Below are 26,090 nucleotides of genomic sequence, written 5' to 3'. Positions count from 1 at the left end.
ACCCGTAGACGCTTGGAGCAGGCTGAAGCCGAGTTGCAGCGCTTGCAGCTCGAATTATCCCGTCTTACAGCCGGTAAGGGTGGGAGTTCCGTTTAAGTTGCTCGCTATGGCAGTAGCCTTGGGGATGGTTGGTTGCGGGTTGCCTGATCTCGGGATTATGCTTTCCTGGGTATAGGACCCCCGACTGCCCGACTGGCTAGGCAGTATGCTCGGGGAGTCCATCTATCTATGTTACGGACTGGCTAAGTTATTCTGATGGGTTAATATGGTTCTTTTTCCATATAGGTCTGCTTGGTTCAATTGACCAAACTACATCAAAAATATATCTTTTTTCACCCTCTTTTTCCTCTGTAATAAAACTTTCCTTTTGTATTTCTCTTGCTAGTTCTTGCATTTCTTCTTTTTCACCGTAGGCAAATGCTTCTGGGTGGCACTTCGTGAAACAGCTCTTATATTTCTCCTCTCGGAATTCATCCTGCTTTTGACCGCTACTTTTTTTCAGGTTTTCCGGCGTATCTGTCAAAAAAAATTTTGTAATTGGTGTGGTAGACATTCCTATCCAGGTCTCTTTGGTTTCTAAATCTTCATGGCATTGCGGGTTTAAGCTCTCTAACCGCTTCTTGCATACGTTCCGGTAGCATACGACATGCAGTTGGTAGTTACTCATTGGTTTGTACCCCCTGTTCTTCCTTATCCTTATATTATTATTGCACTTTTTTACCTTACTATAACAACCCTTCCCCTTTGCATACCGATGATGCAGTTCCTCAATAGTTAATAAATATTTCATTTTTTATGAACATTAGGGCAGTTTTCCGGAACTCTTTGATGTTGATTCCCTTGATTTTTTCTGTTTTTATCGTATATTCCTCTACACCTGGGTTGATTGCTATCTGCATGGCCATGTTGTTCATATATTTCATAGTGTCAACTTGTTTTTTAGCTTCCCAACATTCCTCTCTGTTCCCTAAACATTTTTGTAATCTTTTATTAAGATTGTAGATTGGGAAGTATTCTGCTTGTTCTGGTTCAATAAAAATGCATTTTCTGTGTGGGTAGAACGACCCAACAGAACAGAAGTTGAAACATATATATATATCTTTTTCGACAAGGAGTTCAGGCTGCTCCTGGCTTAGCCACCGCTCCCCATCATTCCTTAGAAAGATATAGTACCCCGGTACATTTTTTTCTATCATTACTCGGAGAATCGCAAACCCTCCATCCTTCTCCGCATCCCATACGTTTGGTTCGGTAACCCAATGATCTCCGCTTCTTTTGATGATGTAGCTCTTTTCCTCCTTATTGTTGATATTTATACAGTAGCATACACTCGAATCTCTGATTTCATCCCTTATCCAGACGTGAAAGTTGCCGTGTTTATCGAACTCTCCAGGTAAATCCGCTAAGTTTTCCTCAATCCACCTTTTCTCTTTCCTAGAATTGTATTTTTTGCATCCGCTTGCCTTTATTAGCTTGTTTTCAACCTCCTCGATTAGGAGGCTGTCTTCGTATAATACCGGGACTTCTTTCGTTTGCACTTCACCCTCTCCAACTCTTCCCTTCCTAAGGCAGAATCTCTTCCGCTTCCTTTAAACTATCATAACTCTTGTCTTGCTTCCTAGACAACTCCCAAAATCAATCTTGATGGTTTATGGTTTGTGGCTTCATTTTCTCTGTTGTAAAACTCTCATATCACCCTCCCCTAAAAGTACCCTACTAAATCTGTTCTTCTCCCTGGTATACCTTTCCTCTCTTCTCCTGGTATACTTCCTTGTAAACCTTGCTCATTCTTTGCTGCGTCTCCCCTATTCTTCTCGTTTCATATATAGAACTAACATCATAATCCCTTTCTGGTACTCTCCTTGCAATGCTGCTATCCCTCTTGAGAGTTTCTCTCCCCACTCGTTGGGGAACCCAATAAATTGGAAACTTGGTGAAGTTTGGACATTGGAGCAAATTGGGGTGGCTCCCCACTCGTTGGGGAACCCAATAAATTGGAAACTTTAAAAGCTATGTTGGTTGGGGTCAGGCATTTCTTCTCCCCACTCGTTGGGGAACCCAATAAATTGGAAACATTTGTAGTATCATTTGTAGTGGTAGTATCAGTAGTACTCCCCACTCGCTGGGGAACCCAATAAATTGGAAAATAAATTGGAAAATAAATTGGACAAGAAAAATTAAGCCAACACGCTAGCTTCCACCAACCACCACAGTTCTCCGGCTTGCGGGCGGATCAAAGCGGCAGGAAAGCGCTCACCGTTGGCTGGGCCGGTCATGACCTGGCTGTAGGCCGGAGCTTTGTTGGCTCCCGCCACCAAAAAGACCACACACCGCCCGCAGTTCAAGGTGGGAATGGTGAGGGTCAGCCGGGGTTCTTCCCCTTTCTGCCCAACCGTGACAATCCGGTCACACACCTGCAAGGCCGCCGTGTGGGGAAACAGGGACGCCGTGTGCCCATCCTCCCCCATGCCCAGCAAAATGACGTCGAAAACCGGAAACTCTCCCGGTTGCAGACCAAAAAACGCCTGCAACTCCTGCTCGTAGGCTGCGGCTGCCGCTTCCGGGGTCAGGGGCACCGTGGGCATAGGATGAAGGTTGCCTGCGGGGATGGGTACGTGATCAAGCCAAGTTTCCCGCGCCATGCGGTAATTGCTCTCCGGGTGGTCGTGGGGCACAAACCGCTCATCCCCCCAGAAAATGTGAATGTGCTGCCACGGCCAGGATTGGGTGGCAATCTGTTGGTACAAACGCCTGGGCGTATTTCCCCCGGCCAACACCAGCGTGGCGCGCCCCTGTTGCTCAATTGCCGCCAATACCCGTTTGTGTACCAGCAACAGGGCCTGGGCGGTCAGCGCCTCCATATCGGGGCAAATGACTTGGTTAACGTGACTCATCACCGGCTAAGGCACAATGGCAATCGACAACCCACAACCAACCTGGGGCAACACCTGTGAACATCATACTGGAGAACATCCACAAAGCCTATGGGCGGCGCACAGTGGTGCGGGATGTGAGTTTGACCATTGGGCAGGGAGAAGTGGTGGGACTCCTTGGCCCCAACGGAGCAGGCAAAACCACCATGTTTTACATCATTGTCGGCATGGAACGCCCGGATTTGGGGGTGGTTCGCCTAGAAAGCCAAGACATTACCCCCTGGCCGATGCACCGCCGCGCCCGCTTGGGAATCAGCTACCTGGCGCAGGAAGCCAGCATCTTTCGCCATTTGACCATTCAGGAAAACCTCCTGCTGGTTTTACAAGAAACGGGCGTACCCCCCCTGGAGCGCCCGGCCTATGTGCGGAAATTGCTGCGGGAATTTCGCCTGGAAGCCGTAGCCCAGACCCCAGGGGGACAGGTTTCCGGGGGCGAACGACGGCGCGCCGAAATTGCCCGTGCCCTGGCGGCCCGTCCCCAATTTCTGCTTTTGGATGAACCCTTTGCAGGCGTAGACCCCATCGCCGTCCAGGAATTGCAGGCGCTAATTCGCCACCTGCGCCGCCATCAACTGGGCATTTTGATCACCGACCACAACGTCCGGGACACCCTGGCGATTACCGACCGCGCCTACATTCTCCACAACGGTTCTACCCTGGCAGCCGGAACCGCCGACGAACTCTACCGCAATCCCGCCGTGCAAAAGTACTTTCTGGGCAGCCACTACCAACCCTGAGCGCCCCCTTACCAAAATCGCCGCGTCACCCCGTACAATAAACTACATCGCAAGGGATTAATGGGAACGGCACCGTGATCACCCTGAGTTTGATGAACCCCACTCAAGGCACCTCGATTCGGGACTGGCATTTTACCGATGAACAGGTCATCCGCATCGGACGTGCTCCGGACAACGAGGTCGTTCTCCTGAGTTCCGTGGTCTCACGCCATCACGTGGAACTGCGCCGTGAGGACGACCATTGGCAACTCTACAGCCTGGGTGCCAACGGCACCTTCCTTGATGGGGAACAGGTGGTGGATCAGGCCAAACTCACCGACGGCGCCACCATCCGTCTGGCCGTTTCGGGACCCGTCATCCGGGTAAAAATTGACAATTCCTGAGCCAGACGTTCTATCATAAACCATTACAGGTATTTTCAGGAGCGGAACCATTTCTGAACACCTACCCTTGACCGTAAGCCTGCGGGGCACCCGGGAGGTGCACCAGACCCATCAGGTATTCCGCCTGACGGGGATGTTGGATGCGTTCTCGGAACCCAACATACGGAAAGTGTTACAGCAGGCGGTGGAAACCGGCCCCAAACAAATCATTCTCGACCTCAGCAAGATTGAATTTATTGACAGTTCCGGGTTGGGGGTGTTGGTGCAAACCGCCAAGCAACTCCAAGCCATGCAGGGCCAGTTGCACATCGTCACCAATCCCCGCGTCACCCAGGCGGTGAAATTGGTGCGGCTCGAACAATTTTTGTCCCTGCAACCTTCGTTGGAAGCGGCCTTGGCAGCCGTTGGCGCCACCTCCTAACGCCCCACTACGGGTTCCCAGCCCAGCGGTGCGAGGGCTTGGTTGCGCCGCAGGGGACGGGTGACCAATTCCAAAATCGCCCGTGCTCCCCCAAACCCATGAATTTGGGCAAAGGTGAATTCCACCGACCATTTGGTGGTGATCCCCCGCGCTTCTAAGGGATTGGCGTGCGCCATGCCGGTAATCACCAAATCCGGTTGCAGGGCGTAGATGCGCTGAATTTGCTGGTAGTTGTCCGGTTTTTCCACAATCCGCGGCAGCGGGGCATGCATCTCCCGGCAGGTTTGCTCTAAAAGCGCCAATTCTGCTGCCTGGTAGCGTTTGTCCAGGTAGGGAATGCCGATTTCCAATACCCGCATGCCACAGCGGATCAAAAAGCGCGCCAGGGAAATTTCCAGCAAATTATCCCCCATAAAAAACACCGATTTACCGCGAATCAAGTCCAGATAAGGGGCTAAATGGTCCCAGATTTGGGCTTCCCGTTCTGCCAACCCTTGGGCCGGTTTCCCCAGCGCCTGACAAATGGTTTCCACCCACGCGCGGGTGCCATCGGGGCCAATGGGAAACGGCGCCCCAATCAGTCGGCATTTGCGCCGCCGCACCAAGGTCGTGGCCGTGCGGGATAAAAAGGGATTGACCCCACACACATAGGCCCCTGGCGGCAATACCGGCAATTCCGTATAACGCTTGGCAGGCAACCAACCGGACACCACAATCCCCTGTTTTTCTAGCTCTAGGGTCAACTGCGTCACCACCGGGTCGGGCAGGGAACCAAACAGGATTAACGGCGGGTGGTCACCAGCCGGTACATCCGCTTTTTGCTTGGGAAAAGACAGCCATCTGGGCAGAGTGGATTCGGGCTTTTCTGGACTGGATAACCGCTCAGGACACCGCTGCGCCATGGCCGCCAAAACCGTATCTTCCCCCTGGGTAAACGCATAGTCCAAACCATTGGCCCGCGCCACCACAATGGGAATGCCAATTTCTGCTTCCAATTTGGGCGCCAACCCCTCCAGGTCCATCTTGATAATTTCCGTCGTACAGGTGCCAATCCACACAATCACACTGGGGTTGCGGTCCCGCTTAATTTGCAAACACAGCCGTTTCAATTCCTCGTAATCATTGAGTTGCGCCGCAATATCCCCCTCTTCCAACTCTGCCATCGCATAGCGGGGTTCGGCAAAAATCATCACCCCCATCGCATTCTGCAGGAAATAACCACAGGTTTTCGTCCCAATCACCAAAAAGAAACTATCTTCAATTTTCTGGTACAACCAGGACACACAACTAATCGGGCAAAAGGTGTGGTAATTGCCGGTCTCACAGTCAAAGCTAAGGGCACTGGGTTGCGTGATGCTGGTCATGGTGTTTGCCTCCAAAAGGTTAAAAAGATGTGGCACCGGGTGGCGGTGTGGTTTCCGTGGATTCCGGTAACTGCGCAACCGGTTTTTGCAATTCTTTGAAGGGGTCAAAATTCAAATCCAAAGCATCAATAATTGCATCGGGATTCCCCTGGCTCAGTTTGAAAAAGGTGGGCAATATATCCAGGAGTTGGGGTGCGGCCATGGTAATCACACCGAGGATTAACCCAGCATCCGGGCGGCGGCCATTGTCCGGAGTTTTGAACCCCCGTTGCCGCAGATAAACCTCCAACCAAGGCCGGTGGTTCCGCACATATTCCAACCAGCTATTGCGCAAAGTTGCCTTAAATTCTTCAAACGTCGCCATCTGGGTTCTCCCATGCCTACAGCCTTAGCTTAAACCATCAGGAGTTCCCCCTGGGGTTGGGTAGGCATCTGGCAGTAAAAATCAGAGAGTAAACGGAATAATTCCCGATCCGGAGCATCCTGGGGCACGACGCCTTCCGGGCGGGCTAAAATTTGGTCGGCAATGTTGAGGTAATAATCACAGATGGGTTGCAAATGGGGGTCAGTTTCGGCCATTTCAAAAATGGTTTTCCCCTTCACCCGCGAGATGCGAATATCATCCAGCAAAGGCAACACTTCTAATACCGGCATGGGTACGGCGGCAGTGTATTTATCAATCAAATCCCGTTTGTTGGTGCGATTGCCAATTAAACCCGCCAAACGCAGGGGATGGGTACGGGCCTTTTCGCGCACAGAAGCGACAATGCGATTGGCCGCAAACAGAGCATCAAAGCCATTGTCTGTGACAATTAAACAGTAATCGGCGTAGTTTAACGGGGCAGCAAAACCACCGCAGACCACATCGCCCAGCACATCAAACACAATCACATCGTATTCATCAAACGCATTTAATTCCTTGAGCAATTTGACGGTTTCCCCCACCACATAACCGCCGCAGCCGGCCCCGGCCGGTGGGCCACCCGCCTCCACACAATGTACCCCCCCATAGCCCTCATAGATGACATCCTCCGGCCAAACATCTTCGTAGTGATAATCCTTCTCTTTGAGGGTGTCAATAATGGTGGGAATTAAAAATCCAGTCAAGGTAAAGGTGCTGTCGTGTTTGGGGTCACAGCCAATTTGCAACACTTTTTTCCCCCGCCGGGCCAGCGCTACGGAAATGTTGCAACTGGTGGTGGACTTGCCAATGCCACCTTTGCCGTACACTGCAATTTTCATGCCACCCTCCTGGTCTTACGTCTGGTTTCATTATCCCCGCTTTTTCCCCCACACCCGCCATTTGTAAATCATTTGCTGTTAAGGTTTACGTAGCGAAATGTTTATTCGTAAAGGAAAGCATCAGGGAGTGTGGCATCACCCAGCTTCCCAACAAAACCGTCTTGATGCCATCAGCAATTGTACCTATCACCAATCAAGCACCTGCCCATAAAAACTCATTGGGGAATTTCAGGCCAAGGAACCTATAAATTTGCCATTGCCTCAGCAAAGTTTATGTAAAGTTGGTAGTGCTACGTAATGCTCAAGAAAATGGTAACCAGGACTCTCGGCTTTGCCTTTCTAGGGAGAAGCAGCAGGGATGAATGGTGGATGAACCATTGCGCAAATACCCATAAAACAGGACTTGGCGGGAATTAATGACCGAGAACTTAGAGAGCCTATTGTCGGGAATGGCATTCACTTCTTGGGGAAGGCATAACCCTGATTGTAATAAAATTGTAATAACAAGCAATTACTTGGATAGCCCTCAGTTTATGGATTATTAAAATTGCTGCTCTCTGCCCGCGCTGCGATCAACACCCGTGCCGCCTGTTGCAACCCCTGATATTCCGTGTCCGTGAGGGGAAGCGGCACCACCCGGCTGACCCCTTGCCGGTTGACCACCGCCAACAAACTGAGATAGACAGCGCCCAAATCGTAATACCCCTGCGCCAGACAACTGACGGGCATAACCCGGTGCTGATGCCCCAAAATGGCTGCCACCAGATGGTCCACCGCCAGGGCAATGCCATAACTGGTACTGCCTTTGCGCCGAATCACCTCCTGTCCCGCCCGCAACACCTGCCCCCACAACCGCTGCCGGTCAGCTTCGGGAATGTCCCAGGGAGCCCCCCCCACCGTCACCCGACTCCACAGGGGCACCGCCTGCTCCCCGTGTTCCCCCAGCACCGGCGCATACACACTCCCCGGCGCAACCCCCAATTCCTGGGCCAGCAGGGTTTGCCAGCGCGCCATATCCAGCAAGGTGCCCGAACCCACCACCCGCTCCGGGGGCAAGCCTGACCATTTCCAGGCGTAATAGCTCAGCACATCCACCGGATTGCTGACCACCACCCAGACGGCTGCCGCACACACCTGCTTTAATTCCCCAACAATCTCCCGCAGAATGGCCGCATTTTTTTGCAACAACGCCAAACGACTTTGCTGGGGTTCCCGCCGCGCCCCCGCCGCAATCACCACCACCTGCGCGCCCACCGCATCCCCATACCCACCCGCTTGTACCCGCATGGGTTCCAAAAACGGTAGCCCGTGTTGCACATCCAGGGCTTCCCCCACCGCCCGCTCCCGGTCGGCATCAATCAACACCAATTCATCCACCCGCTGGCGTAGGCACAGGGTCACGGCACAGGCCATGCCCACCTGACCCGTGCCCACAATCACCACCTTGCGCCCGGCTCCCTGACCGTGGGGCATCAACCACCCCCTGCCTAAACGGTGGCCTTGGAACTGGGGGCCACAGCTTCCTCGCCGGGGCGCACCCGCCGGGGTTGGAGCGCCGATTCGACGGCGTAGATTTCCACATGGCTAAAGAGGGTGGTGACAAAGGCAAACAATAAAAAAGGCAACGACAGCACCAAAATTAACCCCACGGCAGCCAGGGCAAACACGGGACTGGTTGACAAAAACGACAGAGACACCGCCAGACTCAGGAAAATCACCACCAACCAGGCAATCACCTGGCCGTAGATGTCCCCAAACGTCAACGTACAGACAAAACGATAGCGGCTGATCTTCTCCACAGCAGTCACCTCAAAAACACGTATCTAAAACGTAACAAAGCCCAGCCAGGCTCGCCCGATGTTTGCCCCAAATTTTTATATCCTGCTAAAAAGCGCAATCAATCGTAATTTGTTGCCGACGGTTGGGAAATACCGCCGGTGCGCAGCGTCACCCGCAGTTGGTTGAAATACTGCAACCCCACGACCGTCCGCGGCGTTTGGCTGGCCTGTTCCCCAACGACTGTGGTATTGCCGGTGTTGGCTTGCGGCTCTGGCTGGGCGTGGCAGGGGGCTGCTGGGGCCGCCTGCCCCGTTTCGCCGCAGAGAGAACCGGGGGCAATCACCTGACCTGGGGCAATGGTGGTGTTGTACACCGTACTGGTCGCCCCGATACAGGCTTGCGCCCCCACCCGCACCGTCCCAATCAGCAGCACCCCTGCCCCGACAATCACCCCCGGTTCCAACACAATGCCTTCCCCGTGGGCGTGCACAATCGTCCCCAAACCCAAACACACCCCGGCGGCCACCCGAATCCGGCTGCCGGGATTGGCAATCAGACAGACGCCCGGCGCCACAACCGCCTGGGGGTCAAGTTGCACCTCCCCCTGGATGTGGGTCGGATGCACTGGGGCAGGGATGGTCAGCACGTTAGGGTCGTTGAATGATGTGCTCGAATACCCGGCGTTTGGCTTTGGGGTCAATGCCCAACAGACGCACGTATTCTCCCTGGTAATTCCGCAGCACCTCTGCCAGGGCAGACAGCACCTCCCCCTCCCGTTGGCTGGCAGGTAGGGGGCACCCCAACCAGGAACCCGTCTTGAACCGACGACTATCGGCGTGTTCCGCCCCTACCCGATACCCCTGCGCCAACAACTGCCGCACCTGCGCCACCACCGCACCGTCTAACCCGCTCGGGGGAGGGGTCGTGGGGGCACTGCCAGCGGCTGGGCCAGCACTTTGCACCGGTGGGGTCACCCCGGCGGGCCGCTGAATGATCTGCTCGCTCACCCGCCGCTTGGATTGCGGGTCAACGGCAATCAACCGCACATAATGCCCTGGCGATTCCTGCAACAGCGCCTCAATCGCCGCCACCACCTCATACGCATTGCGGGACGTGGGCAAACCCACACTCAGCCAGGAACTGGTCTTGAACCGGCGTGGGTCGGCCACCTCGGCCCCAACCCGATAGCCTTGGCCCAACCACTGCCGCACCTGTTGCGCCACCTCAGGCGCCAAGGAACTGTTGGTCACCTGCCCCGTCGGCGCCGACTCAGACCGCTGGATGGGAATAGAAGTGGGTGCTACCGCCGTCAGCCGGTCGCCAGGCCGTTGGATCACCTGCTCACCCACCCGACGTTTTCCCTTCGGGTCAATCCCCAACAGCCGCACGTATTCCCCCTCATGCTCCTGCAAACAAGCCTCCAGCGCCGGGAGCACCTCCGCCAACTCCGTCGCCGCAATCGGAGCACAACTGCGCCAAGAACCCGTCTTGAACCGGCGTTCATCCGCGTGCTCCGTGCCGATCCGATACCCCTGCTGCAACCACTGCCGCACCTGCTCCACCACCTGGGGCGCCAAACGGGTACGCACCCCATACCCATTGCGCCCCTGCCCCGCGGCCGCCTCCTGACGCACCGACGTCAGACATTCAATATCCTCAGCGCAGCGATACCCCGCCCGCAAGGCATCGTTGATCCCCACCACATGCTGGGCAAAGGCCATATCCTCCGGTCGCACCGGCGGCAACCGGTCGGCCTGCTGCTGCGTGGTAATCACCGACCCCGAAGCCACATACCGCCCCGGCGGAATTTCCACATCCTGGATCAGACAGTGCATCATGATGATGCAGCCATCATTCACCCGGGCATTAAACACCGTCGACCGAAAGCCGATAAAGCAATTTTTGCCCACGTAGGCCGGGCCATGCACCAGCACCCCGTGGGTAATCGAACTGTTCTCCCCAATCCAGACCGAATAGGACTGACCATCCTCCCCCGTCACCCGCCCCTGCTCCAGGCCGTGGATGATCACCCCATCCTGCACATTGCTCCTTGCCCCGATATAAAACGGACTGCCCTCATCGGCGCGAATAGACGTCCCCGGCGCAATCAACACCTCCGGCCCAATCCGCACATCCCCAATAATGTTGGAAAACGAATGTACATAGGCCGTCGGGTGAATCTGAGGCTCCGCCAAACTCTTCGACCACGGGGTGGGGGGAGCCGCTGCACTACGCACTGCCATAACCATGCCTCAACGCAACATCAGTAAACTCAAGCCCATCGGGCCTCAACTGCGAGCCTGCGCCCGCTTACTGTACAGCAATTGTCCGGCCACCGTCACCGTATCAATGATGCCAATCACCGCGGCATCCACCGGCAGGGCTTCGCCTCGGTCAATTTTGCGGGCGGCGCTGCCTTGGCTAATGAGCACCCACTCATCCACCCCTGCCCCCACCCGGTCTGCCGCCACTTGGTACTCGGTGGTCACCTGCCCCTGCATATCCACCAACTGCACCAGGAGGAATTTCACCCCCTGGAGCGTCGGTTCCTTCTGGGTACTGACCACCGTGCCTGCCACCCGACCGATCCGCATTAGGGTCGCAGGTACGGACGGACATTGCTGGCATCTTCCCGGAACTGTTGCACCTGCTCCGTGTACCGGATGGGCAACACGTATTCCAGGTTCTCGTGGGGCCGGGCAATGATGTGGTGGGACAACAACTGCCCCCCCGCCACCCGCTTGACCGACTCGATCCCGGCAGCCACCGAAGCCTGCACCTCCGACACATCCCCGCGCACCGTCACCGTCACCCGGCCGCTGCCAATCTTCTCGTAACCCACCAGGGTCACCCTGGCCGCCTTCACCATCGCATCCGCGGCTTCCACCACCGCCGGAAACCCCAGCGTCTCAATCATTCCCACTGCAATCGGCATGAATCACCCTCCTTATCAACGACAACTAACTAAACGCGAAACTGCTCCACCTCAGGGGTGTAGCGAATCGGGAGCACATACTCCAGGTTCTCGTGGGGCCGGGCAATGATGTGGTGGGACAGGACCTCCCCGCCGGCCACCCGTTTTGCCGACTCGATGCCCGCCGACACCGAAGCCTGCACCTCCGACACATCCCCGCGCACAATCACCGTCACCCGGCCACTGCCGATCTTCTCGTAACCCACCAGGGTCACCCTGGCCGCCTTCACCATCGCATCCGCGGCTTCCACCACCGCCGGAAACCCCTTGGTCTCAATCATTCCCACTGCAATCGGCATGAATTCCACTCCTTTGTTGCACGATGTAAAAATTGGGTTACAATTGACAAAAAATGTTTGTCAATCATAAGAAGGGCCATTCGCTCAAACCCGCACAGGGACGGGGGTCGCGAACTTAGCTTGCGTCAATTTTCAGCATAAATCTTTGCCGTCACCCTTGGCAATCATACACCCATGAATGTTTGCGATAGCAGGGATTAGTTTGGCTAATCATTCCCCCAACTCACCTGGGACGGGGATGGCGCTGGAGCAACTGTTTCACCTCGGCAGCATGGTAGGAACTGCGGGTCAAAGGGGAAGCCACCACCTGCACAAAACCCATCCCTTCCCCCACCGTGCGCCACTGGTCAAATTCCGCCGGGGGCACATAGCGGGTCACCGGCAAATGCTTGGGACTCGGTTGCAAATACTGCCCCAGAGTGAGAATATCGCAATCTACTTGCCGCAAATCCTGCATCACCTGCACCACCTCCTCCCAGGTTTCCCCCAAACCCACCATCAAACCCGATTTGGTGTATATTTGGGGGCACCATTCCCGCACCTTGCGTAATAACAATAAACTGCGATGGTAATCGCCCTGGGGACGCACACGTCGGTACAAACGCGGTACAGTTTCCGTATTGTGGTTAAGAACATCCGGCCTGGCGGCGACAATGTGCCGCAACGCCTCCCAATTCCCGCACAGGTCGGGGATCAGGACTTCAATCGTGGTTTCCGGGCAGAGGGTTCTTACGCTGTGAATACATTGGACAAACTGTTGTGCGCCGCCATCTGGCAAGTCATCCCGGTTGACCGAAGTAATCACAACGTGCTGTAAATTCAAGCGTTTGACGGCCTCAGCCAGCCGCTGGGGTTCGGTCGGGTCGGGGGCGGGGGGTTTTTTCACGAAATCAATGTCGCAGTAGGGGCAGGCACGGGTGCAGGCAGGTCCCATGATCAAAAACGTGGCTGTGCCCTGGCTAAAGCATTCGCCGATGTTGGGGCAAGAGGCTTCTTCACAAACCGTATTTAACTGCAAATCGCGCAACAAATGTTTCACATAACCGAACACTGGTCCTTGGCCCAATTTCACTCTCAGCCAGTCCGGTTTACGCACAGAAGGGGACGATTGGGTCATAAAATCAACGTTGCTTTGGTAAGAAGAATTATTGAAATATTAACAGAACGGTTGTGCGATGAGTGGTCATCTCCCCCGCAGGCAACAAAAAATTTTCTCATTAAGCATTCTGTCCAACGTGAATTGATTAACTTTTGTTACAGGGTTCAACAATAGTGAATCCCGTCTGTTCGTAGGGCCTTCAATGACTTTATGACAAAGGATATCGGCCGCGAATTGAGCACCAATTAAACGGTATTTTTGCCCCCTATATCTCCGAGGATAACTATAAATTTTTGCTCTGGTAAATCCTCGACAACTCTCCCTGTTATTCAGCCACTTCTCGAATGGATGTTCCTCCTGCTTGATTTTGTCGCAAATCCAAGGTCATGTCTTGGCATCAGTTTGTCCTCCCATCTCTAGGGTTTGTGTCCTGTCATCATACAAAAAACTTTAAGCCTGTGCTTCTGGAACTTATTTTTTGATATGTTCGTTAAGCTAAATTGAAGATAGCATCTGTTGTCCTGCTACCCATGCCCACTACGGACAATCAACAGTTACTCTGCCTGAGTTTTCACCTGACCCCCACGACCCAAGCCCTTCTAGCGGCGCAGGAATGTCTGGAAGTGCTACCGCTGCCTGTGGCGCAGGTGGTTCCCATCCCCGAAATGCCCCCGGCGGTCATGGGGGTTGCCAACTGGCGGGGTGAGGTGCTGTGGTTGCTGGATTTGGCCTATTGGCTGGGGTTTGGCGCACTTCTGGAACTCTACCCCCAGCAGTTGACATACAATGTCATTATCATCACCCAGGACAAACACCCGTTGGGTCTGGTGGTGGCGCAGGTGGGGCAGATGTTTTGGTGCCCGCTCAACCAACTGCAATCGCCGCCGGGAACGGAAATGACGCCTGTTTTGGCCCAGTGTCTGCGGGGCTACTGGTTGATGAACCCCCAGCAGGTGTTTCTCGTTTTGGATGGCCAGGGCATTGGGCAGTCGCTGACCGCCCAAGGAGCGGGGGTGGCCAAACCAAACGCAGCCCGACAATAAAATGCCGGATGACCGCTTGGCCCCACCAGGTCAGGCTGGTATGCGGGTTTTGCGCCTCTGACGCTACCTTGAACCCAAGGTGCACAGGCAAAGAACCGTGGCAATCTGCGTAAATGTACGGAAATGGGTGAAATCTCTTTCGCGTACCGTCAAAAAAATTCACAATTGCCCCCCAGGAGCCTTTGTAACACGGCATGATAGAGATTGGTTTTGGCCAGCAGTTTTGTCCTTTCGCCCAGGTGTACCATGACCCGCACCCCCACCAAGCCCGTAACAGCACCTATTTCCCAGACAATAGCCGCTGCGCTCCCAACGGCAGCCCCAGTTGTTGACGAAGGAGCGCGTCCGGTCCGTTCATTGGGCAACCGGTTGGCGGTTTTGGCGATGATCACGGGTCTGTGTGGCGCGGTGGCGGGGGTGGCGACCTATACGGCGCTGGCTCCCCAGACCCTGAACGCTCAGATGGCGCAAAGAACCCTGGCGGGTGGCGCGGCGGCAGCAGTGGGACTGCTTGTGGGTGTGGCGGCGGCGGCGTTGCTGGGGCAGGGTATGACCAAACCGGCTCTGTTGTTGATGCAGATGGCGCAACGGTTGCGGCGGGGGGACTGGCAGGCGCGGATGTCCTGGCCGGGGGAGGATGAGTGGAGCTTGGTGGCGCAGGAGTTGAACGCTTTGGCCACGACCCTGCAGACCCTTGAGGAACAACAGCAGGCCGAACAGCAGCGCAGTCAGAAATTCCGAGAATTGGTGCGGCAATTGCGCCAGACCCAAGACCCGCAAACCATTATGGATACGGCGGTGCGGGAAGTGCGCCAGGCGTTGGCCTGCGACCGGGTGGTGGTCTATCGGTTTGATGCCCAGTGGGTGGGGACAATAGTGGCCGAGTCGGTCGGGCGGGGCTGGATGGCCGCTTTGCACGCACAAATTGACGACCCCTGTTTCCGGGGGGAATACGTGACCCAATACCAGGCGGGGCGGGTGCAGGCAACGGCGGATATTTACCAAGCCGGGCTAAAAGACTGCCACATCAAAATCCTGGAGCGGTTCCAGGTCAAAGCCAATCTGGTTGCGCCCATTCTGGCAGAAGGGAAACTGTTGGGGTTGCTGATTGCCCACCAATGCGGCGAACCCAGGGAATGGACCGCCGGGGAGCAGGATTTTGTGGCGCAGGTGGCCCTACAAGTCGGGTTTGCCCTGGAGCAGGCGCACCTGTGGCAGGCACAGCGAACGCAGATGACCCAGGCGCAGGTCCTCAATCACATCATCGCCAAGATGCGGGAATCCCTCAACCGCCAGACCATCTACCAAACCACCGTGCGGGAGTTGCGCCAGGCGCTGCAATCGGATCGCTGTGTGGTGTATTTGTTTGACGAAAAATGGCAAGGGACGGTGGTGGCCGAATCCGTCCATCCCAGTTTTCCCAAGGCGTTGGGGGCGCAGATTACCGACCCCTGTTTTGCGGAAAAATACGTGGAACAGTACCGGGCCGGGCGGGTGAAACCGACAGCCGATATTTACCAAGCGGGTTTAACGGAATGCCATTTGCAACAACTGGAACCATTTCAGGTGAAAGCCAATTTGGTGGCACCCATTTTGGCGGAAGGAAAATTATTGGGGTTGCTGATCAACCATCAATGCAGTGGCCCCAGGGAATGGCAACCTGCTGAGATCGAATTGGCGCGGCAAGTGGCTTTGCAAATGGGGTTTGCCCTGGATCAGGCGATTGCCTTGGAACGCCAAGAAGAACTGCGGCGGGAGCAGGAAAGCAAGGCCCATCTGGCGCAATTACTCAACGACATTACCCTGCGGATTCGCCAGTCTTTGGACCGGGAAGCCATTTTCCAAACCACCGTGCAACAGATGCGGGAAGCCCTAGAAAGCGACCGCTGTGTGGTGTATTTGTTTGACGAAAAATGGCAGGGGACGGTGGTGGCCGAAGCGGTGGCGCCTGGCTGGCCGCGGGCGTTGGGGGCCAAAATTGCTGACCCCTGTTTTGCCAAAGAATACGTGGAGAAATACCAACGGGGCCGGGTGCAGGCCACGCCCGATATTTACCGCGCTGGTTTAACTGCCTGCCATGTGCAACAACTTGAACCCTTTGCGGTCAAGGCCAATTTGGTCGCACCAATTTTACTGGAAAATAAGCTCTTTGGCCTCCTGATTGCCCACCAATGTAGCGGCCCGCGCCAGTGGCAAAGTGGGGAAATTGAACTGATAAAACAGGTGGCGATTCAGGTGGGCTTTGCCCTGGACCAGGCCAATTTGCTGGCCCAACAAAAAGCCAAGGCAGAACAGGAACAATTGCTAAATCGCATCACTTCAAAAATTCGCGAATCGTTGCAACTGGAAACCATTTATGAAACCACGGTTTGGGAAGTACAAGCGGCGCTCAAATGTGACCGCTGTGTGGTGTATTTGTTTGACGAAAAGTGGCAGGGGACGGTGGTGGCCGAAGCGGTGGCGCCTGGCTGGCCACGGGCGTTGGGCGCCCAGATTGCTGACCCCTGTTTTGCGGATAAGTATGTGGAACAGTATCGGGCTGGGCGGGTGAAAGCCACCCCCGATATTTATCAGGCGGGATTGACGCCCTGCCATTTGCAACAGTTGGAACCTTTTGCGGTGAAGGCCAATTTGGTGGCGCCGATTCTTTTGGGCAATAAATTGTTTGGGTTACTGATTGCCCACCAGTGCGATGGCCCCCGCCAATGGAGCGATTTGGAAATTGACCTGATGCGGCAAATTGCGGTGCAGGTGGGGTTTGCCCTGGACCAGGCGGTGGCGTTGGCCGAGCAGGAAATGCTCCGGCGGCAGCAGGAATTGGCCGCCAAGCAGGCGCAGTTGGTCAATGACATTACCTCGAAAATTCGTCAGACCCTGCAACGCACAGCCATTTACAACACGGCGGTTCAGGAGGTCCGCAAAGCCCTGCAGGCAGACCGGTGTGTGGTGTATTTGTTTGATGAGCAATGGCAGGGGACGGTGGTGGCCGAAGCGGTGGCGGGGGCGTGGCCGCGGGCGTTGGGCGCCCAGATTGCTGACCCCTGTTTTGCCAAAGAATACGTGGAGAAATACCAACAGGGCCGGGTGCAGGCCACGCCCGATATTTACCATGCCGGTTTAACCGAGTGCCATGTGCAACAGCTTGAACCCTTTGCGGTGAAGGCCAATTTGGTCGCCCCGATTCTGGCGGAAGGGAAACTGTTGGGGTTACTCATTGTCCATCAGTGCAGCGGCCCGCGCCAGTGGCAAAGCGGCGAGATTGAGCTGATGAAACAGGTGGCTTTGCAGGTGGGGTTTGCCCTGGACCAGGCGATTTTGCTGGAGCAGGTAGAGCAGGCGCGGCAAAAAGCAGAGGCGGTTTCCGAAGAACAAAAGCGGCAGCGGGAGGCGATTCAGACCCAGTTGGCGCAGTTTTTGGGGGATATTGAGGGGGCGTTCAAGGGCGACTTGACGGTGCGCGCGCGGGTAACCTCCGGGGAGATTGGCACGGTGGCGGACTTTTTCAACGCCATTGTGGAGAGTTTGCAACAGTTGGTGGAACAGGTGCAAACGGCAGCGCAGGCGGTGGCAGATACGGCGCAACGGAGTGCTCCCCCGGTCAATGCCCTGTCGTCTGAGGCGATGCGGCAGGCCCAGGCGATTGGGGCGGCTCTAGACCAGATTCAGCAGATGGTGCAATCCATCCAGCAGGTGGCAGCCAATGCGCACAGCGCGGAACTGCAAGTGCAGCAGGCCAACCAAACGGTGCAAGAGGGGGATGAGGCCATGAACCGCACGGTGGCGGGGATTTCGGCCATTCGGGACACGGTGGCGGCTACGGCCAAAAAGGTGAAGCGCCTTGGGGAGGCCTCCCAAAAAATCTCGCGGGTGGTGAGTCTGATTAGCAACTTTGCCGCCCAAACCAACCTGCTGGCCTTGAATGCGGCCATTGAAGCGGCGCGGGCGGGGGAAGAGGGCCGAGGGTTTGCGGTGGTGGCCGAGGAAGTGCGTTCGCTGGCGCAACAGTCGGCCAGTGCCACCGAGGAAATCGAGCAGTTGGTGGAGGAAATTCAGGCGGAAACCAACGAGGTGGTCGCGGCGATGGAAGCGGGGACAGAGCAGGTGGTGGTGGGCACCCAGTTGGTGGCAGAGGCGCGCCAGCGGTTGAGCCAAATTGCCGCCGTGACCAGCCAAATTAGCAGTTTGGTGGGGGAAATTGCTCAGGCTGCCCAGGCCCAGTCGGAAACCTCAGCCGCCGTGAGCCGCACCATGCAGGAGGTGGCGGGCATTGCCAACCAAACCTCGCAGCAGTCGGTGGCGGTGGCGGATTCCTTTACCCATCTGTTGGGGGTGGCCGCCAAGTTGCAGGAAAACGTCGCCCAGTTCAAGGTGCGCTAGTCGGACCCGCCGCAAATCGCCTAAATTAGTCAGAATGACGTAGGGAGCAGCGATGCCCTGGGTGCGGATTGTTAGTGGTGCTGTGGCGCTGGTGGTGGCCCTGGGCTGGGTCATGGTGGGGGGATGGGTGTTCACAGCAGGCGTGTCCCTCATGGTGTTTTTGGGGCAGCGGGAGTATTTTGCCTTGGCGCACCTCAAGGGCATCCTACCGGCAACCAAAACCACCCTCGTGGTGAGTCAAATTCTGGTCATGGTCGCTACCGTTGCGCCCCCATTGACGGAGCCGGTGTTGGCACTCGGTGGCAGTTGGATTTGTTTTTATCTGTTATTTCAACCCCAATTGGCGACGATTGCGGACATTGCCACCTCCATTTTGGGATTATTTTATGGCGGTTATTTACCCAGTTTTTGGGTACGGCTGCGGGGGTTAGAACAAGCGGCTTTTAGCAATCTACCCCTGTTGGGATTTTGGCCGCAAGGGGGCACATGGCCGCTGGGATTAAAAGTCACCTTGCTCACCTTTGGCTGTATTTGGGCATCGGATATTGGGGCTTATTTTTTTGGCCGTGCCTTTGGCAAGACGAAATTATCGGAAATCAGCCCGAAAAAAACGGTGGAAGGGGCGGTCTTTGGGGTCAGTGCCAGTGTGGTGGTGGGGGCTGTCGGGGCGGTGCATTTATCTTGGCCGTTTTGGTTGGGCATCGGCCTGGGGCTGATGACCGGCATTACCAGTTTGCTGGGAGATTTGACGGAATCCATGATGAAACGGGATGCGGGCGTCAAAGATTCCGGGCATTTGATCCCAGGACATGGGGGCATTTTGGACCGGGCGGATAGCTATGTGTTTACCGCGCCGTTGGCCTATTACTTTGTCACCCTGTTGGTGCCGCTGGTCGGATGAGCAAATCCCCGGCTAAATACACAGAACCGGGTTGCAATTTCAACTCCTGGATATGCACATCAGCACCCAGAGCAACCCTTGCCTGTTTGGCAGTGCCAGCACATAGCATTAATTCCTGCGGAGCCACGAGATGGACCTGGGTAAACAATTGCCCTTGATCCGGCAACCACCAAGCAATGCCATCAGGGTAAATTCTTACCCCTTGAATTTCGGTTATGTCTGCATGCAATTCCTGGAGATAGGGCGTTAGGGTTTGCTGAATATAAGGCAGGGAAACATTCACATTCTCCTCGGTAATTGTCACTTGTATTTGCACAGAAATCGGCTCTAAAAAGGGCTGTCCTTTCTTCTGGAAAAATGGCCAATGGAACCGTATTTCTTGGGCAGTTAAGGTCACCTGATGTAGGTGAATGTTTTGGTAAATGATATTCTGGGCGCTGATGTGAAGATAGGGCAAACGACCCGCCGACCAAAGCTGTCCTGTTCCCTGGAGCGAGACGTGGATTGCCTGCGCCTGGGTTACCTGCCGCTCAAGCCACCAACGCAACAGCGCCGCCAACGGACGGCTCAACCCCCGATTAGCAGGCAAAGACACCGCTCCGTAGAAACATGCGGGGGCAGCACAGTGCCTCATGAGCGGGCGTGACCAAGACAACGGGCACCGCATCAGAACGCATATCTTCATCAAATAAACGCAAATCCATGTCCCAACTGGTCACACACCGCCACCATGATATAACTTACCCCCGCCCGCAGCGTCATGGCAATCAATTCTGACTCCCGCGGACGTAACCTACCTGTCAATGGTTCGTGGGACAACCGACAACCCTTCCGTGCCGCCGCCCACTGGCCAGAAACGGGTTTGGTCGCGCTTCGGCCACCCCCACTGCCGTCGTCCCGCCATGACCTTGCTCTGCATAAACCTTGCAGGTAAATTTATCCCAGCAAAGCATAGTCATTGATCCCAAACAGGAACAGAATGTTTTTAGATTTTCTTTAGATTTTTAGAACAGTCATGCCCCGATGAATCGCAGTTTTCAGGGAACGATAGCAGCTTGCGAGAGTCGGCAGCAACCAATCAATGCGCTGCATGTTAATGCGAATTCAATGAAACGGGCCAACCCAAAGGAACAGCATCGCTTGTCGATTGCCAAACCCCAGAATTTTGGGCATTTGCTACCTTAGAAATAGGCACTTGTACCCTCCCCATGAACGGTGGTAAAGCTAACCCGCGTTGGTTAGCAGGCATAGGAACGGTTGTGGTCGCTACGATAGTTTCCTGCAGTGGTGCGGCCCAACAGCTAGGACGAGCGACGCTGCAATTACCCGTTTTAACTGCGCCGGCGTGGGTACCGGAAGACCCCTTAGCCAGTGCCTATCCCATCCCTTGGCGGTGGGTGTGGAGCATACAAGCCCAGGCAGAACGCACCCGACGCCCGATTTGGAGCATTACGCAAAGTCCCACACTTATTTCTCCCGATGGGCGTTACAGGGCGTTTAGTCGCGTGCAGGTGATTGCCCAGCGGGATTACACCCGTACGCAAGTCAGCAGTACCTTGCACATCCTGAGTTCCAGGGGAGCGCCACCCATTGTCCTCCAGCCGGTAGGCCAACCCCGGCGGCCAGAACCAGGGCAGCTTTGGGTACTGGTGCCCGTGTCCTGGTCGGCAGATGGAAAACAACTCCTGGTGCGCCAGGTGTTTGGTTGGTTCGGTTCCTCGGAAATTTCCGACAGTGCCCTGGTGTGGCAAGGGGAAGGGCAACGTGCCCGTATCGTGACGCCGCAGGCGGTGGCCCATACCCATGCGCTCCTGTTGGGTTGGAGCCGAGAAATGCCGACCAGTATCCTATTTGAAACCCGCATCCTGGGTTTGGAACGGCCTTCCCGCTGGCAGGTGGATTTGGATGGCTTGACCCTAGCGGTGCGCGACGAAGATGCACCTGTAACCTATGGCATCGCCCAAGGAACCACCTGGACCATGCTGGACTACCGACCGCTGCGGCATTAACCCTACTCCTCGGCCCGACCGGCCAAGGTAAGGACTTCCGGGCGGGGACGTTCGGCCAAGGTAAGCGCTGGCCCCTCGGCAAACTCCGGCTCGGGCACCAATTCCCGGCGCGCAATCACCACCGCCCCGATTAACGCCATCAGCAGCAGCACCGAAGCCAATTCAAACGGCAGGAGAAACTGATTGAAGAAGTGTTGGCCAATGCGGACAATTGAACTGGCCGGATGGCTGCCCAAACGCACCGCCCAGGGCGTCGTCAGGATCATCGTGCCCAACAGGGTCAACAGCCCAAAGCAGACCAACGTGGTCAACAGATTGCGCAGGCCCGTGCGGGGCAAGGGGGCAAACACCTCCCGCTTGTTGACCAACATAATGGCAAACAAAATCAGCACATTCACCGCCCCGACGTAGATCAGAATTTGGGCAGCGGCCACAAAATCCGCATTCAACAGCACATACAGCCCCGACAGACTGATAAACACCACCCCCAGGAGAAACGCCGAATAGACGATGTTATTCAGCAGCACCACCCCCAAGGCCGCCGCCAACATCATCCCGCCCAAAATCGCAAAACTAACCAACTGCACCCCCGCTGCCAAAGTCACGGCCACACCTCCCCAACTGCCAGTCTGCTGTCATCCATTGTAGGCCCTGGGGTTTAGGATTTCGTCTGTTCTAGGATTTCCTCTGGGCGCAGACCGGCCCGCCGTTCGGTGTGGGGCACCTCGTGGCCGTCCATCACCCCCTTGGGCAAATAGGCCAAACCGCGAATGGGCTGCACCATCGGGTCTTGGGTCACATTCAACGGCAGCCGCCCTAGGGCATGGTTGTCATAGTTCAATTCGTGCCGGTCGTAGGTGGACAATTCGTATTCCTCCGTCATAGAAAGGCAATTGGTGGGGCAGTACTCCACACAATTCCCACAGAAAATACACACCCCAAAATCAATACTGTAGTGTTTGAGTTCTTTTTTCTTCAGGTCTTTGTTGTATTCCCAATCCACCACCGGCAGGTTGATGGGACAGACCCGCACACACACTTCGCAGGCGATACATTTATCAAACTCAAAGTGAATCCGCCCCCGAAACCGCTCCGAGGGAATTAACTTCTCGTAAGGGTATTGCACCGTCACCGGTCGCCGCTGCATATGGTCAAACGTGACCGACAACCCCTGACCGATATAACGCGCAGCTTGCACCGCCTCCCGTCCGTAGGCTGCCACTTTGGTCAAAAACTTGAACATAATCCCTCTCTCGCTGGTATGTCTTGATCCCTATGATGAACCCCGCCACAGCTTTCCGCAAGGAAAACCTCTGGTCAGCCCCCACCCAGGTATGCTATCGTAATCATTAAGAAATGTTACAAATGGGAGTCCGACCGCTCATGGTGAACCTAGCGCAGATATCCGCACAGTTGGAGAGTCCGCAATTGAAGGATCGGTTGTTGGCGCTGGTGGCGTTGCGGGATGTGGCTCCGGCGGAGGCATTTCCCTTGTTGAAAAAGGCGTTGGCGGACGAGAGTTTACAGATTCGTTCGATGGCGGTGTTTGGGTTGGGGGTCAAGCCCACGCCGGAGTGTTTCCCCCTGTTGGTGGATTTATTGCAAAACGACCCGGACTACGGGATTCGTGCGGATGCAGCAGGGGCCTTGGGCTATTTGCAGGACGAACGGGCGGTAGAACCCCTCATCCATGCCCTGTACGAGGACACGGAATGGTTGGTGCGGTTTAGCGCTGCCGTTTCCCTGGGGAATTTGGGCGATAAACGGGCTTACGATGTCCTGATGCAGGCGCTATCTGCCCCGGAACCGGTGATTCAGCAGGCAGTGATTGCGGCTTTGGGGGAAATCGGGGCCGTCGAAGCGGTGGAACGGCTGTTGCAGTTTGTCTCTTCAGAAGACTGGCTGGTGCGGCAGCGGTTGGCGGAAGCCCTCGGCAATTTGCCCAGTCCCAAGACACGGGCGGCGTTGCAGTATTTGGCGAAGGATAGCCATCCCCAGGTGCGAGCGGCGGCGGCCCACAGCTTGTCCCGTTTGCCGGATATACAAACAGCCTAGCCCCCCAATCCCACGCGCTGCCGGGCCAGAAGCGTTCAATCTTAAGATTCGGAGGGTTGGCACCACCATGGGCATCTGCCCGGCTCGCCCAAAGCATGGTCATTTAAGGGCCAGATTTTCAGCGATAACGCAAAAACTTCTCATTAAGCACTTTAGCTGCCTCACCTACTTTTGGGTCTGGGCATAACCAGATGACTCAGAGCACCTGCACTTGTACGAACGATGGCAACATTAATGAACGATTAACCTAGGCATAATAATCTATTAACCAATCAATTCATGCTCAACCAAGCGTCGTATCTCAGAACTGTCTGTGTTATAGTGAGGCTGTAAAGGGTGGGAAGGCCAAGATACAGAAAAGTTTATTATTTATTAAGTAAGGATAAGAATGATGAAGAACCGAACGTGGGGGCGATGGGCGGCCATAGGTTTTATTGTTGTTCTCATATCGAGTTGCAGTCATCCTTCGCAATCAACGGTTGAAAAGTTTTATCGTGCCCTGGAGGCGGGGAAAATCTCGGAAGCAAAAGAGTATGTTGCCACGGAAGTCAGATTGTTATTGGGAGATCGGAAATTATCTCTGGCGCTGGCCAAACAGTCCGAAAGTATCAGGAAATGTGGGGGGATTAAAACAATTGAGGTGAACCTAGAAGGAAGTGGTGAAATTCGTACCGGCACGACCAAGGTCACCTTTAACGGCGATTGTCAACCAAATTGGCAAAATACCAAGCTAATCAAAGAGAATGGCAAGTGGAAAATTACCGCTACCAAGTAAACCACTATGGGCAACTGCGGTATGCTTAACTCTTTTGCTGCTTGGCATTTTCTATGCACTAGGCAACCGCCGTTACCCTTCCTTTGCTAAACCTTTGGATTGGCAAGCAGTGACCGGTCAACTGTCGGATGGGGATTTAATATTTCGGACGGGTTCCGATATCATCAGCCGTGCAGTTTTGACGCAGAGTCATGCCGCCCGCTTTGCTCACGTTGGGATTATCCTCAAAAGTGAATCTGAATTGGTCGTTGTCCACGCCTTACCTGGAGATCACAGGTCACCTGGCGGCGTTGTGCTCGAACCTCTGCGGACATTTGCTGCTCAAGATAAGGCAATCGCTATTGGTTTCTATCGGGTAAAACATATCAACAGCAATATCCGCAATCATGTTCGGAACTATAGTCTTGCCCAAGTGGGAAAACCCTTTGATTATCGTTTTCTCCTGAGTGATGATCAGCAGTTGTACTGTACGGAATTGGTGGTGAAAGCCTTTGCAGAAGCGGGCATCAATTTGACCACATCCTTACCGAAATTACGGATTATGCTCATGCCCGAACCCGTATTTCCCCCGGACACCCTCAGACACTCATCCCAACTAGAACCGATACTTCAATAAATAGTGTAATTGAGCGGTAAGACACTGCCTATGCCAAAGCTGGTTTCGCGACGATTTCTTGCGGCAATTGTGTGGTAATAGTAATGCCAAGGACAGACATACTATAACCGTTTAATTGGCAATAATGGGAACGGGACGAAATTCGATCGTATCATCCACCCATTGCCCCGTTTCTAAAGAGCGATAACGATAGCCAATTTTGAGTAAAGAAAGTTTAGATGTGGGGGGCATTTCTCGAAATTGGAAACTGGCGGGTGTGGGGATTTTGGCCACCAACGTTTGTGCCGCATAGAAATAGTCCGACCGAGAACCGAGCACCAGGTTGACTGCCCGAAATTCCAAACCGTTATCGGTGTAGGCCAGAGTCTTGCCGCCGCTGAGGTGAACCAGAATTTCCTGATCCGTGAGATTGGTAATTTGCAATTCACACATGACATTCCCATCGCTGCGCCGACAATTCTGGAGGTCAAACCGGAATTGTCCATCTTGGCTAAGCTTGGTCGCGATGGCAGTCGCCTGAGGAATACTTCCTGGCACACCCATTCCTGGTTCACTGCGAGGGACAGGGCTGGCCTGCCCCGCTTGGGGTCTAGCAGTTTCCCCCACCCCAAACTGCCGCACCGCCCACAAGGTCAGACCAGCCCCCCCACTCATCCCTAAAAACAATAAGATGACGGGTACCCACAGCTTGAACCCTGGCTTCGGTGGTGATGTGGTCATCAGGAACAGCGATTGCAGGTGAATGGCCGGGAACCACTCTCCCCCATTGTGCTTAGTGGGATAAAGTTTTGTCAATGGTTAGGCCCTGACCCCCGATACTCTCTGCACCTGGTTGAGAAATTCCTGTTCTTCGTCTGCAACCCCATCCACCGCCCAAAAATCCTGCAATTTCCGATAGGCTTCCTGGCGCATTTCTGAGGTACCCCGTCGGTCGCGCACGGACGTCAAAAGTTGCCAACGGTTGGATATAGTCATTTCAAACAAGTTTGCAACATTCGCCTTTACCTGCAAACCCTGTCCTGGAAGGGGATACAGCCATGACCAGTGCCTCAAAGTGTTGCATTTTCTTGTGAAACGACTATA

Annotated in this window: 29 protein-coding genes and 1 pseudogene; 10 read left to right on the top strand and 20 right to left on the bottom strand. The window is 55.0% G+C overall.

The window, feature by feature from the left end:
* Window positions 1-247: 247 nt before the first annotated feature.
* From ACWISF_RS04360 to pgl, 3 genes are all read right to left on the bottom strand, one after another.
* A complete protein-coding gene (locus ACWISF_RS04360) occupies window positions 248-667 on the bottom strand; it encodes a hypothetical protein (protein ID WP_448380370.1) in 420 nt (139 codons plus the stop codon).
* A gap of 100 nt (window positions 668-767) precedes the next feature.
* A complete protein-coding gene (locus ACWISF_RS04355; RefSeq protein WP_448380369.1) occupies window positions 768-1,538 on the bottom strand; it encodes a hypothetical protein in 771 nt (256 codons plus the stop codon).
* A 639-nt stretch (window positions 1,539-2,177) separates the two neighbouring features.
* Entirely contained in the window at window positions 2,178-2,894 is a 717-nt protein-coding gene (pgl, locus tag ACWISF_RS04350; protein ID WP_448380368.1) for a 6-phosphogluconolactonase, read from the bottom strand.
* Window positions 2,895-2,950: 56 nt separating this feature from the next.
* Between pgl and lptB the strand changes: the two genes are divergently transcribed.
* The 3 genes from lptB (at window position 2,951) to ACWISF_RS04335 (ending at window position 4,474) form a co-directional block, all read left to right on the top strand.
* Window positions 2,951-3,670, top strand: a complete 720-nt coding sequence (gene lptB, locus ACWISF_RS04345; protein WP_448380367.1) for an LPS export ABC transporter ATP-binding protein — start codon at window positions 2,951-2,953, stop codon at window positions 3,668-3,670.
* A gap of 92 nt (window positions 3,671-3,762) precedes the next feature.
* The gene (locus ACWISF_RS04340; RefSeq protein ID WP_448380366.1) at window positions 3,763-4,053 is read left to right on the top strand and encodes an FHA domain-containing protein; all 291 of its coding nucleotides are present in this window, start codon (window positions 3,763-3,765) and stop codon (window positions 4,051-4,053) included.
* Between the two features lie 67 nt (window positions 4,054-4,120).
* Window positions 4,121-4,474 carry an STAS domain-containing protein gene (locus ACWISF_RS04335; RefSeq protein WP_448380365.1) on the top strand — a complete coding sequence of 118 codons (354 nt, stop codon included), beginning with the start codon at window positions 4,121-4,123 and terminating at the stop codon, window positions 4,472-4,474.
* Here the strand turns inward: ACWISF_RS04335 and ACWISF_RS04330 are convergent.
* From ACWISF_RS04330 to lipA, 11 genes and pseudogenes are all read right to left on the bottom strand, one after another.
* On the bottom strand, window positions 4,471-5,838 hold the full coding sequence (locus ACWISF_RS04330) for a ferredoxin:protochlorophyllide reductase (ATP-dependent) subunit N (protein ID WP_448380364.1): 1,368 nt from the start codon (window positions 5,836-5,838) through the stop codon (window positions 4,471-4,473). The genes ACWISF_RS04335 and ACWISF_RS04330 overlap by 4 nt on opposite strands.
* 19 nt (window positions 5,839-5,857) lie before the next feature.
* Window positions 5,858-6,202 carry a DUF5331 domain-containing protein gene (locus ACWISF_RS04325; protein ID WP_448380363.1) on the bottom strand — a complete coding sequence of 115 codons (345 nt, stop codon included), beginning with the start codon at window positions 6,200-6,202 and terminating at the stop codon, window positions 5,858-5,860.
* 29 nt (window positions 6,203-6,231) lie between these two features.
* The gene (gene bchL / locus ACWISF_RS04320; RefSeq protein ID WP_448380362.1) at window positions 6,232-7,080 is read right to left on the bottom strand and encodes a ferredoxin:protochlorophyllide reductase (ATP-dependent) iron-sulfur ATP-binding protein; all 849 of its coding nucleotides are present in this window, start codon (window positions 7,078-7,080) and stop codon (window positions 6,232-6,234) included.
* A 531-nt stretch (window positions 7,081-7,611) separates the two neighbouring features.
* A complete protein-coding gene (locus tag ACWISF_RS04315; RefSeq protein WP_448380361.1) occupies window positions 7,612-8,553 on the bottom strand; it encodes a lactate/malate family dehydrogenase in 942 nt (313 codons plus the stop codon).
* Between the two features lie 14 nt (window positions 8,554-8,567).
* Window positions 8,568-8,879: a hypothetical protein gene (locus tag ACWISF_RS04310; protein WP_448380360.1), complete on the bottom strand. Its 312-nt coding sequence runs from the start codon at window positions 8,877-8,879 to the stop codon at window positions 8,568-8,570.
* Window positions 8,880-8,977: 98 nt separating this feature from the next.
* The gene (locus tag ACWISF_RS04305; RefSeq protein WP_448380359.1) at window positions 8,978-9,505 is read right to left on the bottom strand and encodes a hypothetical protein; all 528 of its coding nucleotides are present in this window, start codon (window positions 9,503-9,505) and stop codon (window positions 8,978-8,980) included.
* Window position 9,506: 1 nt separating this feature from the next.
* Window positions 9,507-11,102, bottom strand: coding sequence for a ribulose bisphosphate carboxylase small subunit (locus tag ACWISF_RS04300; protein WP_448380358.1), 1,596 nt, complete (start codon window positions 11,100-11,102; stop codon window positions 9,507-9,509).
* Between the two features lie 45 nt (window positions 11,103-11,147).
* Window positions 11,148-11,453 carry a EutN/CcmL family microcompartment protein gene (locus ACWISF_RS04295; RefSeq protein ID WP_448380357.1) on the bottom strand — a complete coding sequence of 102 codons (306 nt, stop codon included), beginning with the start codon at window positions 11,451-11,453 and terminating at the stop codon, window positions 11,148-11,150.
* On the bottom strand, window positions 11,453-11,794 hold the full coding sequence (locus ACWISF_RS04290; protein ID WP_448380356.1) for a carbon dioxide-concentrating mechanism protein CcmK: 342 nt from the start codon (window positions 11,792-11,794) through the stop codon (window positions 11,453-11,455). The genes ACWISF_RS04295 and ACWISF_RS04290 overlap by 1 nt, the downstream gene beginning before the upstream one ends.
* A 29-nt stretch (window positions 11,795-11,823) precedes the next feature.
* Window positions 11,824-12,132, bottom strand: a complete 309-nt coding sequence (locus ACWISF_RS04285) for a carbon dioxide-concentrating mechanism protein CcmK (protein ID WP_247215686.1) — start codon at window positions 12,130-12,132, stop codon at window positions 11,824-11,826.
* 223 nt (window positions 12,133-12,355) lie between these two features.
* A pseudogene (gene lipA, locus ACWISF_RS04280) lies at window positions 12,356-13,258 on the bottom strand (lipoyl synthase); the annotation flags it as partial.
* A gap of 503 nt (window positions 13,259-13,761) precedes the next feature.
* On the opposite strand from lipA, the gene ACWISF_RS04275 reads away from it, so the two are divergent.
* The 3 genes from ACWISF_RS04275 to ACWISF_RS04265 all read left to right on the top strand — a co-directional run bounded on the left by ACWISF_RS04275 (window position 13,762) and on the right by ACWISF_RS04265 (window position 19,552).
* Window positions 13,762-14,274: a chemotaxis protein CheW gene (locus ACWISF_RS04275; RefSeq protein ID WP_448380355.1), complete on the top strand. Its 513-nt coding sequence runs from the start codon at window positions 13,762-13,764 to the stop codon at window positions 14,272-14,274.
* Window positions 14,275-14,658: 384 nt separating this feature from the next.
* Window positions 14,659-18,651: a GAF domain-containing protein gene (locus ACWISF_RS04270; RefSeq protein ID WP_448380354.1), complete on the top strand. Its 3,993-nt coding sequence runs from the start codon at window positions 14,659-14,661 to the stop codon at window positions 18,649-18,651.
* A 52-nt stretch (window positions 18,652-18,703) separates the two neighbouring features.
* Window positions 18,704-19,552, top strand: a complete 849-nt coding sequence (locus ACWISF_RS04265) for a phosphatidate cytidylyltransferase (protein ID WP_448380353.1) — start codon at window positions 18,704-18,706, stop codon at window positions 19,550-19,552.
* Here ACWISF_RS04265 and ACWISF_RS04260 read toward each other — a convergent pair.
* A complete protein-coding gene (locus tag ACWISF_RS04260) occupies window positions 19,524-20,147 on the bottom strand; it encodes an LmeA family phospholipid-binding protein (RefSeq protein ID WP_448380352.1) in 624 nt (207 codons plus the stop codon). The genes ACWISF_RS04265 and ACWISF_RS04260 overlap by 29 nt on opposite strands.
* An 89-nt stretch (window positions 20,148-20,236) precedes the next feature.
* On the bottom strand, window positions 20,237-20,371 hold the full coding sequence (locus ACWISF_RS04255; protein ID WP_448380351.1) for a hypothetical protein: 135 nt from the start codon (window positions 20,369-20,371) through the stop codon (window positions 20,237-20,239).
* A 440-nt stretch (window positions 20,372-20,811) separates the two neighbouring features.
* Here ACWISF_RS04255 and ACWISF_RS04250 point away from each other — a divergent pair, with 440 nt between their 5' ends.
* A complete protein-coding gene (locus ACWISF_RS04250; protein ID WP_448380350.1) occupies window positions 20,812-21,561 on the top strand; it encodes a hypothetical protein in 750 nt (249 codons plus the stop codon).
* Between the two features lie 2 nt (window positions 21,562-21,563).
* Here the strand turns inward: ACWISF_RS04250 and ACWISF_RS04245 are convergent, their stop codons facing one another.
* Window positions 21,564-22,166: an NADH-quinone oxidoreductase subunit J gene (locus tag ACWISF_RS04245; protein ID WP_448380349.1), complete on the bottom strand. Its 603-nt coding sequence runs from the start codon at window positions 22,164-22,166 to the stop codon at window positions 21,564-21,566.
* 53 nt (window positions 22,167-22,219) lie between these two features.
* On the bottom strand, window positions 22,220-22,804 hold the full coding sequence (gene ndhI / locus ACWISF_RS04240; RefSeq protein ID WP_448380348.1) for an NAD(P)H-quinone oxidoreductase subunit I: 585 nt from the start codon (window positions 22,802-22,804) through the stop codon (window positions 22,220-22,222).
* 140 nt (window positions 22,805-22,944) lie between these two features.
* On the opposite strand from ndhI, the gene ACWISF_RS04235 reads away from it, so the two are divergent.
* The 3 genes from ACWISF_RS04235 to ACWISF_RS04225 all read left to right on the top strand — a co-directional run bounded on the left by ACWISF_RS04235 (window position 22,945) and on the right by ACWISF_RS04225 (window position 25,007).
* The gene (locus tag ACWISF_RS04235) at window positions 22,945-23,616 is read left to right on the top strand and encodes a HEAT repeat domain-containing protein (RefSeq protein ID WP_448380347.1); all 672 of its coding nucleotides are present in this window, start codon (window positions 22,945-22,947) and stop codon (window positions 23,614-23,616) included.
* 391 nt (window positions 23,617-24,007) lie between these two features.
* Window positions 24,008-24,391, top strand: a complete 384-nt coding sequence (locus ACWISF_RS04230; RefSeq protein ID WP_448380346.1) for a DUF4878 domain-containing protein — start codon at window positions 24,008-24,010, stop codon at window positions 24,389-24,391.
* Window positions 24,360-25,007: a YiiX/YebB-like N1pC/P60 family cysteine hydrolase gene (locus ACWISF_RS04225; protein WP_448380345.1), complete on the top strand. Its 648-nt coding sequence runs from the start codon at window positions 24,360-24,362 to the stop codon at window positions 25,005-25,007. Before ACWISF_RS04230 ends, ACWISF_RS04225 begins: the two co-directional genes overlap by 32 nt.
* 111 nt (window positions 25,008-25,118) lie before the next feature.
* Here ACWISF_RS04225 and ACWISF_RS04220 read toward each other — a convergent pair whose 3' ends face one another.
* On the bottom strand, window positions 25,119-25,661 hold the full coding sequence (locus tag ACWISF_RS04220) for a hypothetical protein (protein ID WP_448380344.1): 543 nt from the start codon (window positions 25,659-25,661) through the stop codon (window positions 25,119-25,121).
* Window positions 25,662-25,805: 144 nt separating this feature from the next.
* Window positions 25,806-25,982, bottom strand: coding sequence for a hypothetical protein (locus ACWISF_RS04215; RefSeq protein ID WP_448380343.1), 177 nt, complete (start codon window positions 25,980-25,982; stop codon window positions 25,806-25,808).
* Window positions 25,983-26,090: the final 108 nt, after the last annotated feature.

This window comes from Gloeomargarita sp., from assembly GCF_053491055.1.
The sequence above is the reverse complement of the archived record's forward strand: the minus strand, read 5'-3'. Positions and strand labels throughout refer to the sequence as shown.

What these genes read in the sequence shown, in the direction of transcription:
- bchL (WP_448380362.1), bottom strand. Translation starts at nt 7,080, where the DNA reads ATGAAAATTGCAGTGTACGGCAAAGGTGGCATTGGCAAGTCCACCACC.
- ACWISF_RS04235 (WP_448380347.1), top strand. Translation starts at nt 22,945, where the DNA reads ATGGTGAACCTAGCGCAGATATCCGCACAGTTGGAGAGTCCGCAATTG.
- ACWISF_RS04285 (WP_247215686.1), bottom strand. Translation starts at nt 12,132, where the DNA reads ATGCCGATTGCAGTGGGAATGATTGAGACCAAGGGGTTTCCGGCGGTG.
- ACWISF_RS04360 (WP_448380370.1), bottom strand. Translation starts at nt 667, where the DNA reads ATGAGTAACTACCAACTGCATGTCGTATGCTACCGGAACGTATGCAAG.
- ACWISF_RS04340 (WP_448380366.1), top strand. Translation starts at nt 3,763, where the DNA reads ATGAACCCCACTCAAGGCACCTCGATTCGGGACTGGCATTTTACCGAT.
- ACWISF_RS04270 (WP_448380354.1), top strand. Translation starts at nt 14,659, where the DNA reads ATGATCACGGGTCTGTGTGGCGCGGTGGCGGGGGTGGCGACCTATACG.
- ACWISF_RS04290 (WP_448380356.1), bottom strand. Translation starts at nt 11,794, where the DNA reads ATGCCGATTGCAGTGGGAATGATTGAGACGCTGGGGTTTCCGGCGGTG.
- ACWISF_RS04300 (WP_448380358.1), bottom strand. Translation starts at nt 11,102, where the DNA reads ATGGCAGTGCGTAGTGCAGCGGCTCCCCCCACCCCGTGGTCGAAGAGT.
- ACWISF_RS04325 (WP_448380363.1), bottom strand. Translation starts at nt 6,202, where the DNA reads ATGGCGACGTTTGAAGAATTTAAGGCAACTTTGCGCAATAGCTGGTTG.
- ACWISF_RS04265 (WP_448380353.1), top strand. Translation starts at nt 18,704, where the DNA reads ATGCCCTGGGTGCGGATTGTTAGTGGTGCTGTGGCGCTGGTGGTGGCC.
- ACWISF_RS04330 (WP_448380364.1), bottom strand. Translation starts at nt 5,838, where the DNA reads ATGACCAGCATCACGCAACCCAGTGCCCTTAGCTTTGACTGTGAGACC.
- ndhI (WP_448380348.1), bottom strand. Translation starts at nt 22,804, where the DNA reads ATGTTCAAGTTTTTGACCAAAGTGGCAGCCTACGGACGGGAGGCGGTG.
- ACWISF_RS04220 (WP_448380344.1), bottom strand. Translation starts at nt 25,661, where the DNA reads ATGAGTGGGGGGGCTGGTCTGACCTTGTGGGCGGTGCGGCAGTTTGGG.
- ACWISF_RS04225 (WP_448380345.1), top strand. Translation starts at nt 24,360, where the DNA reads ATGGCAAGTGGAAAATTACCGCTACCAAGTAAACCACTATGGGCAACT.
- ACWISF_RS04215 (WP_448380343.1), bottom strand. Translation starts at nt 25,982, where the DNA reads ATGACTATATCCAACCGTTGGCAACTTTTGACGTCCGTGCGCGACCGA.
- ACWISF_RS04230 (WP_448380346.1), top strand. Translation starts at nt 24,008, where the DNA reads ATGAAGAACCGAACGTGGGGGCGATGGGCGGCCATAGGTTTTATTGTT.
- pgl (WP_448380368.1), bottom strand. Translation starts at nt 2,894, where the DNA reads ATGAGTCACGTTAACCAAGTCATTTGCCCCGATATGGAGGCGCTGACC.
- ACWISF_RS04295 (WP_448380357.1), bottom strand. Translation starts at nt 11,453, where the DNA reads ATGCGGATCGGTCGGGTGGCAGGCACGGTGGTCAGTACCCAGAAGGAA.
- ACWISF_RS04315 (WP_448380361.1), bottom strand. Translation starts at nt 8,553, where the DNA reads ATGCCCCACGGTCAGGGAGCCGGGCGCAAGGTGGTGATTGTGGGCACG.
- ACWISF_RS04275 (WP_448380355.1), top strand. Translation starts at nt 13,762, where the DNA reads ATGCCCACTACGGACAATCAACAGTTACTCTGCCTGAGTTTTCACCTG.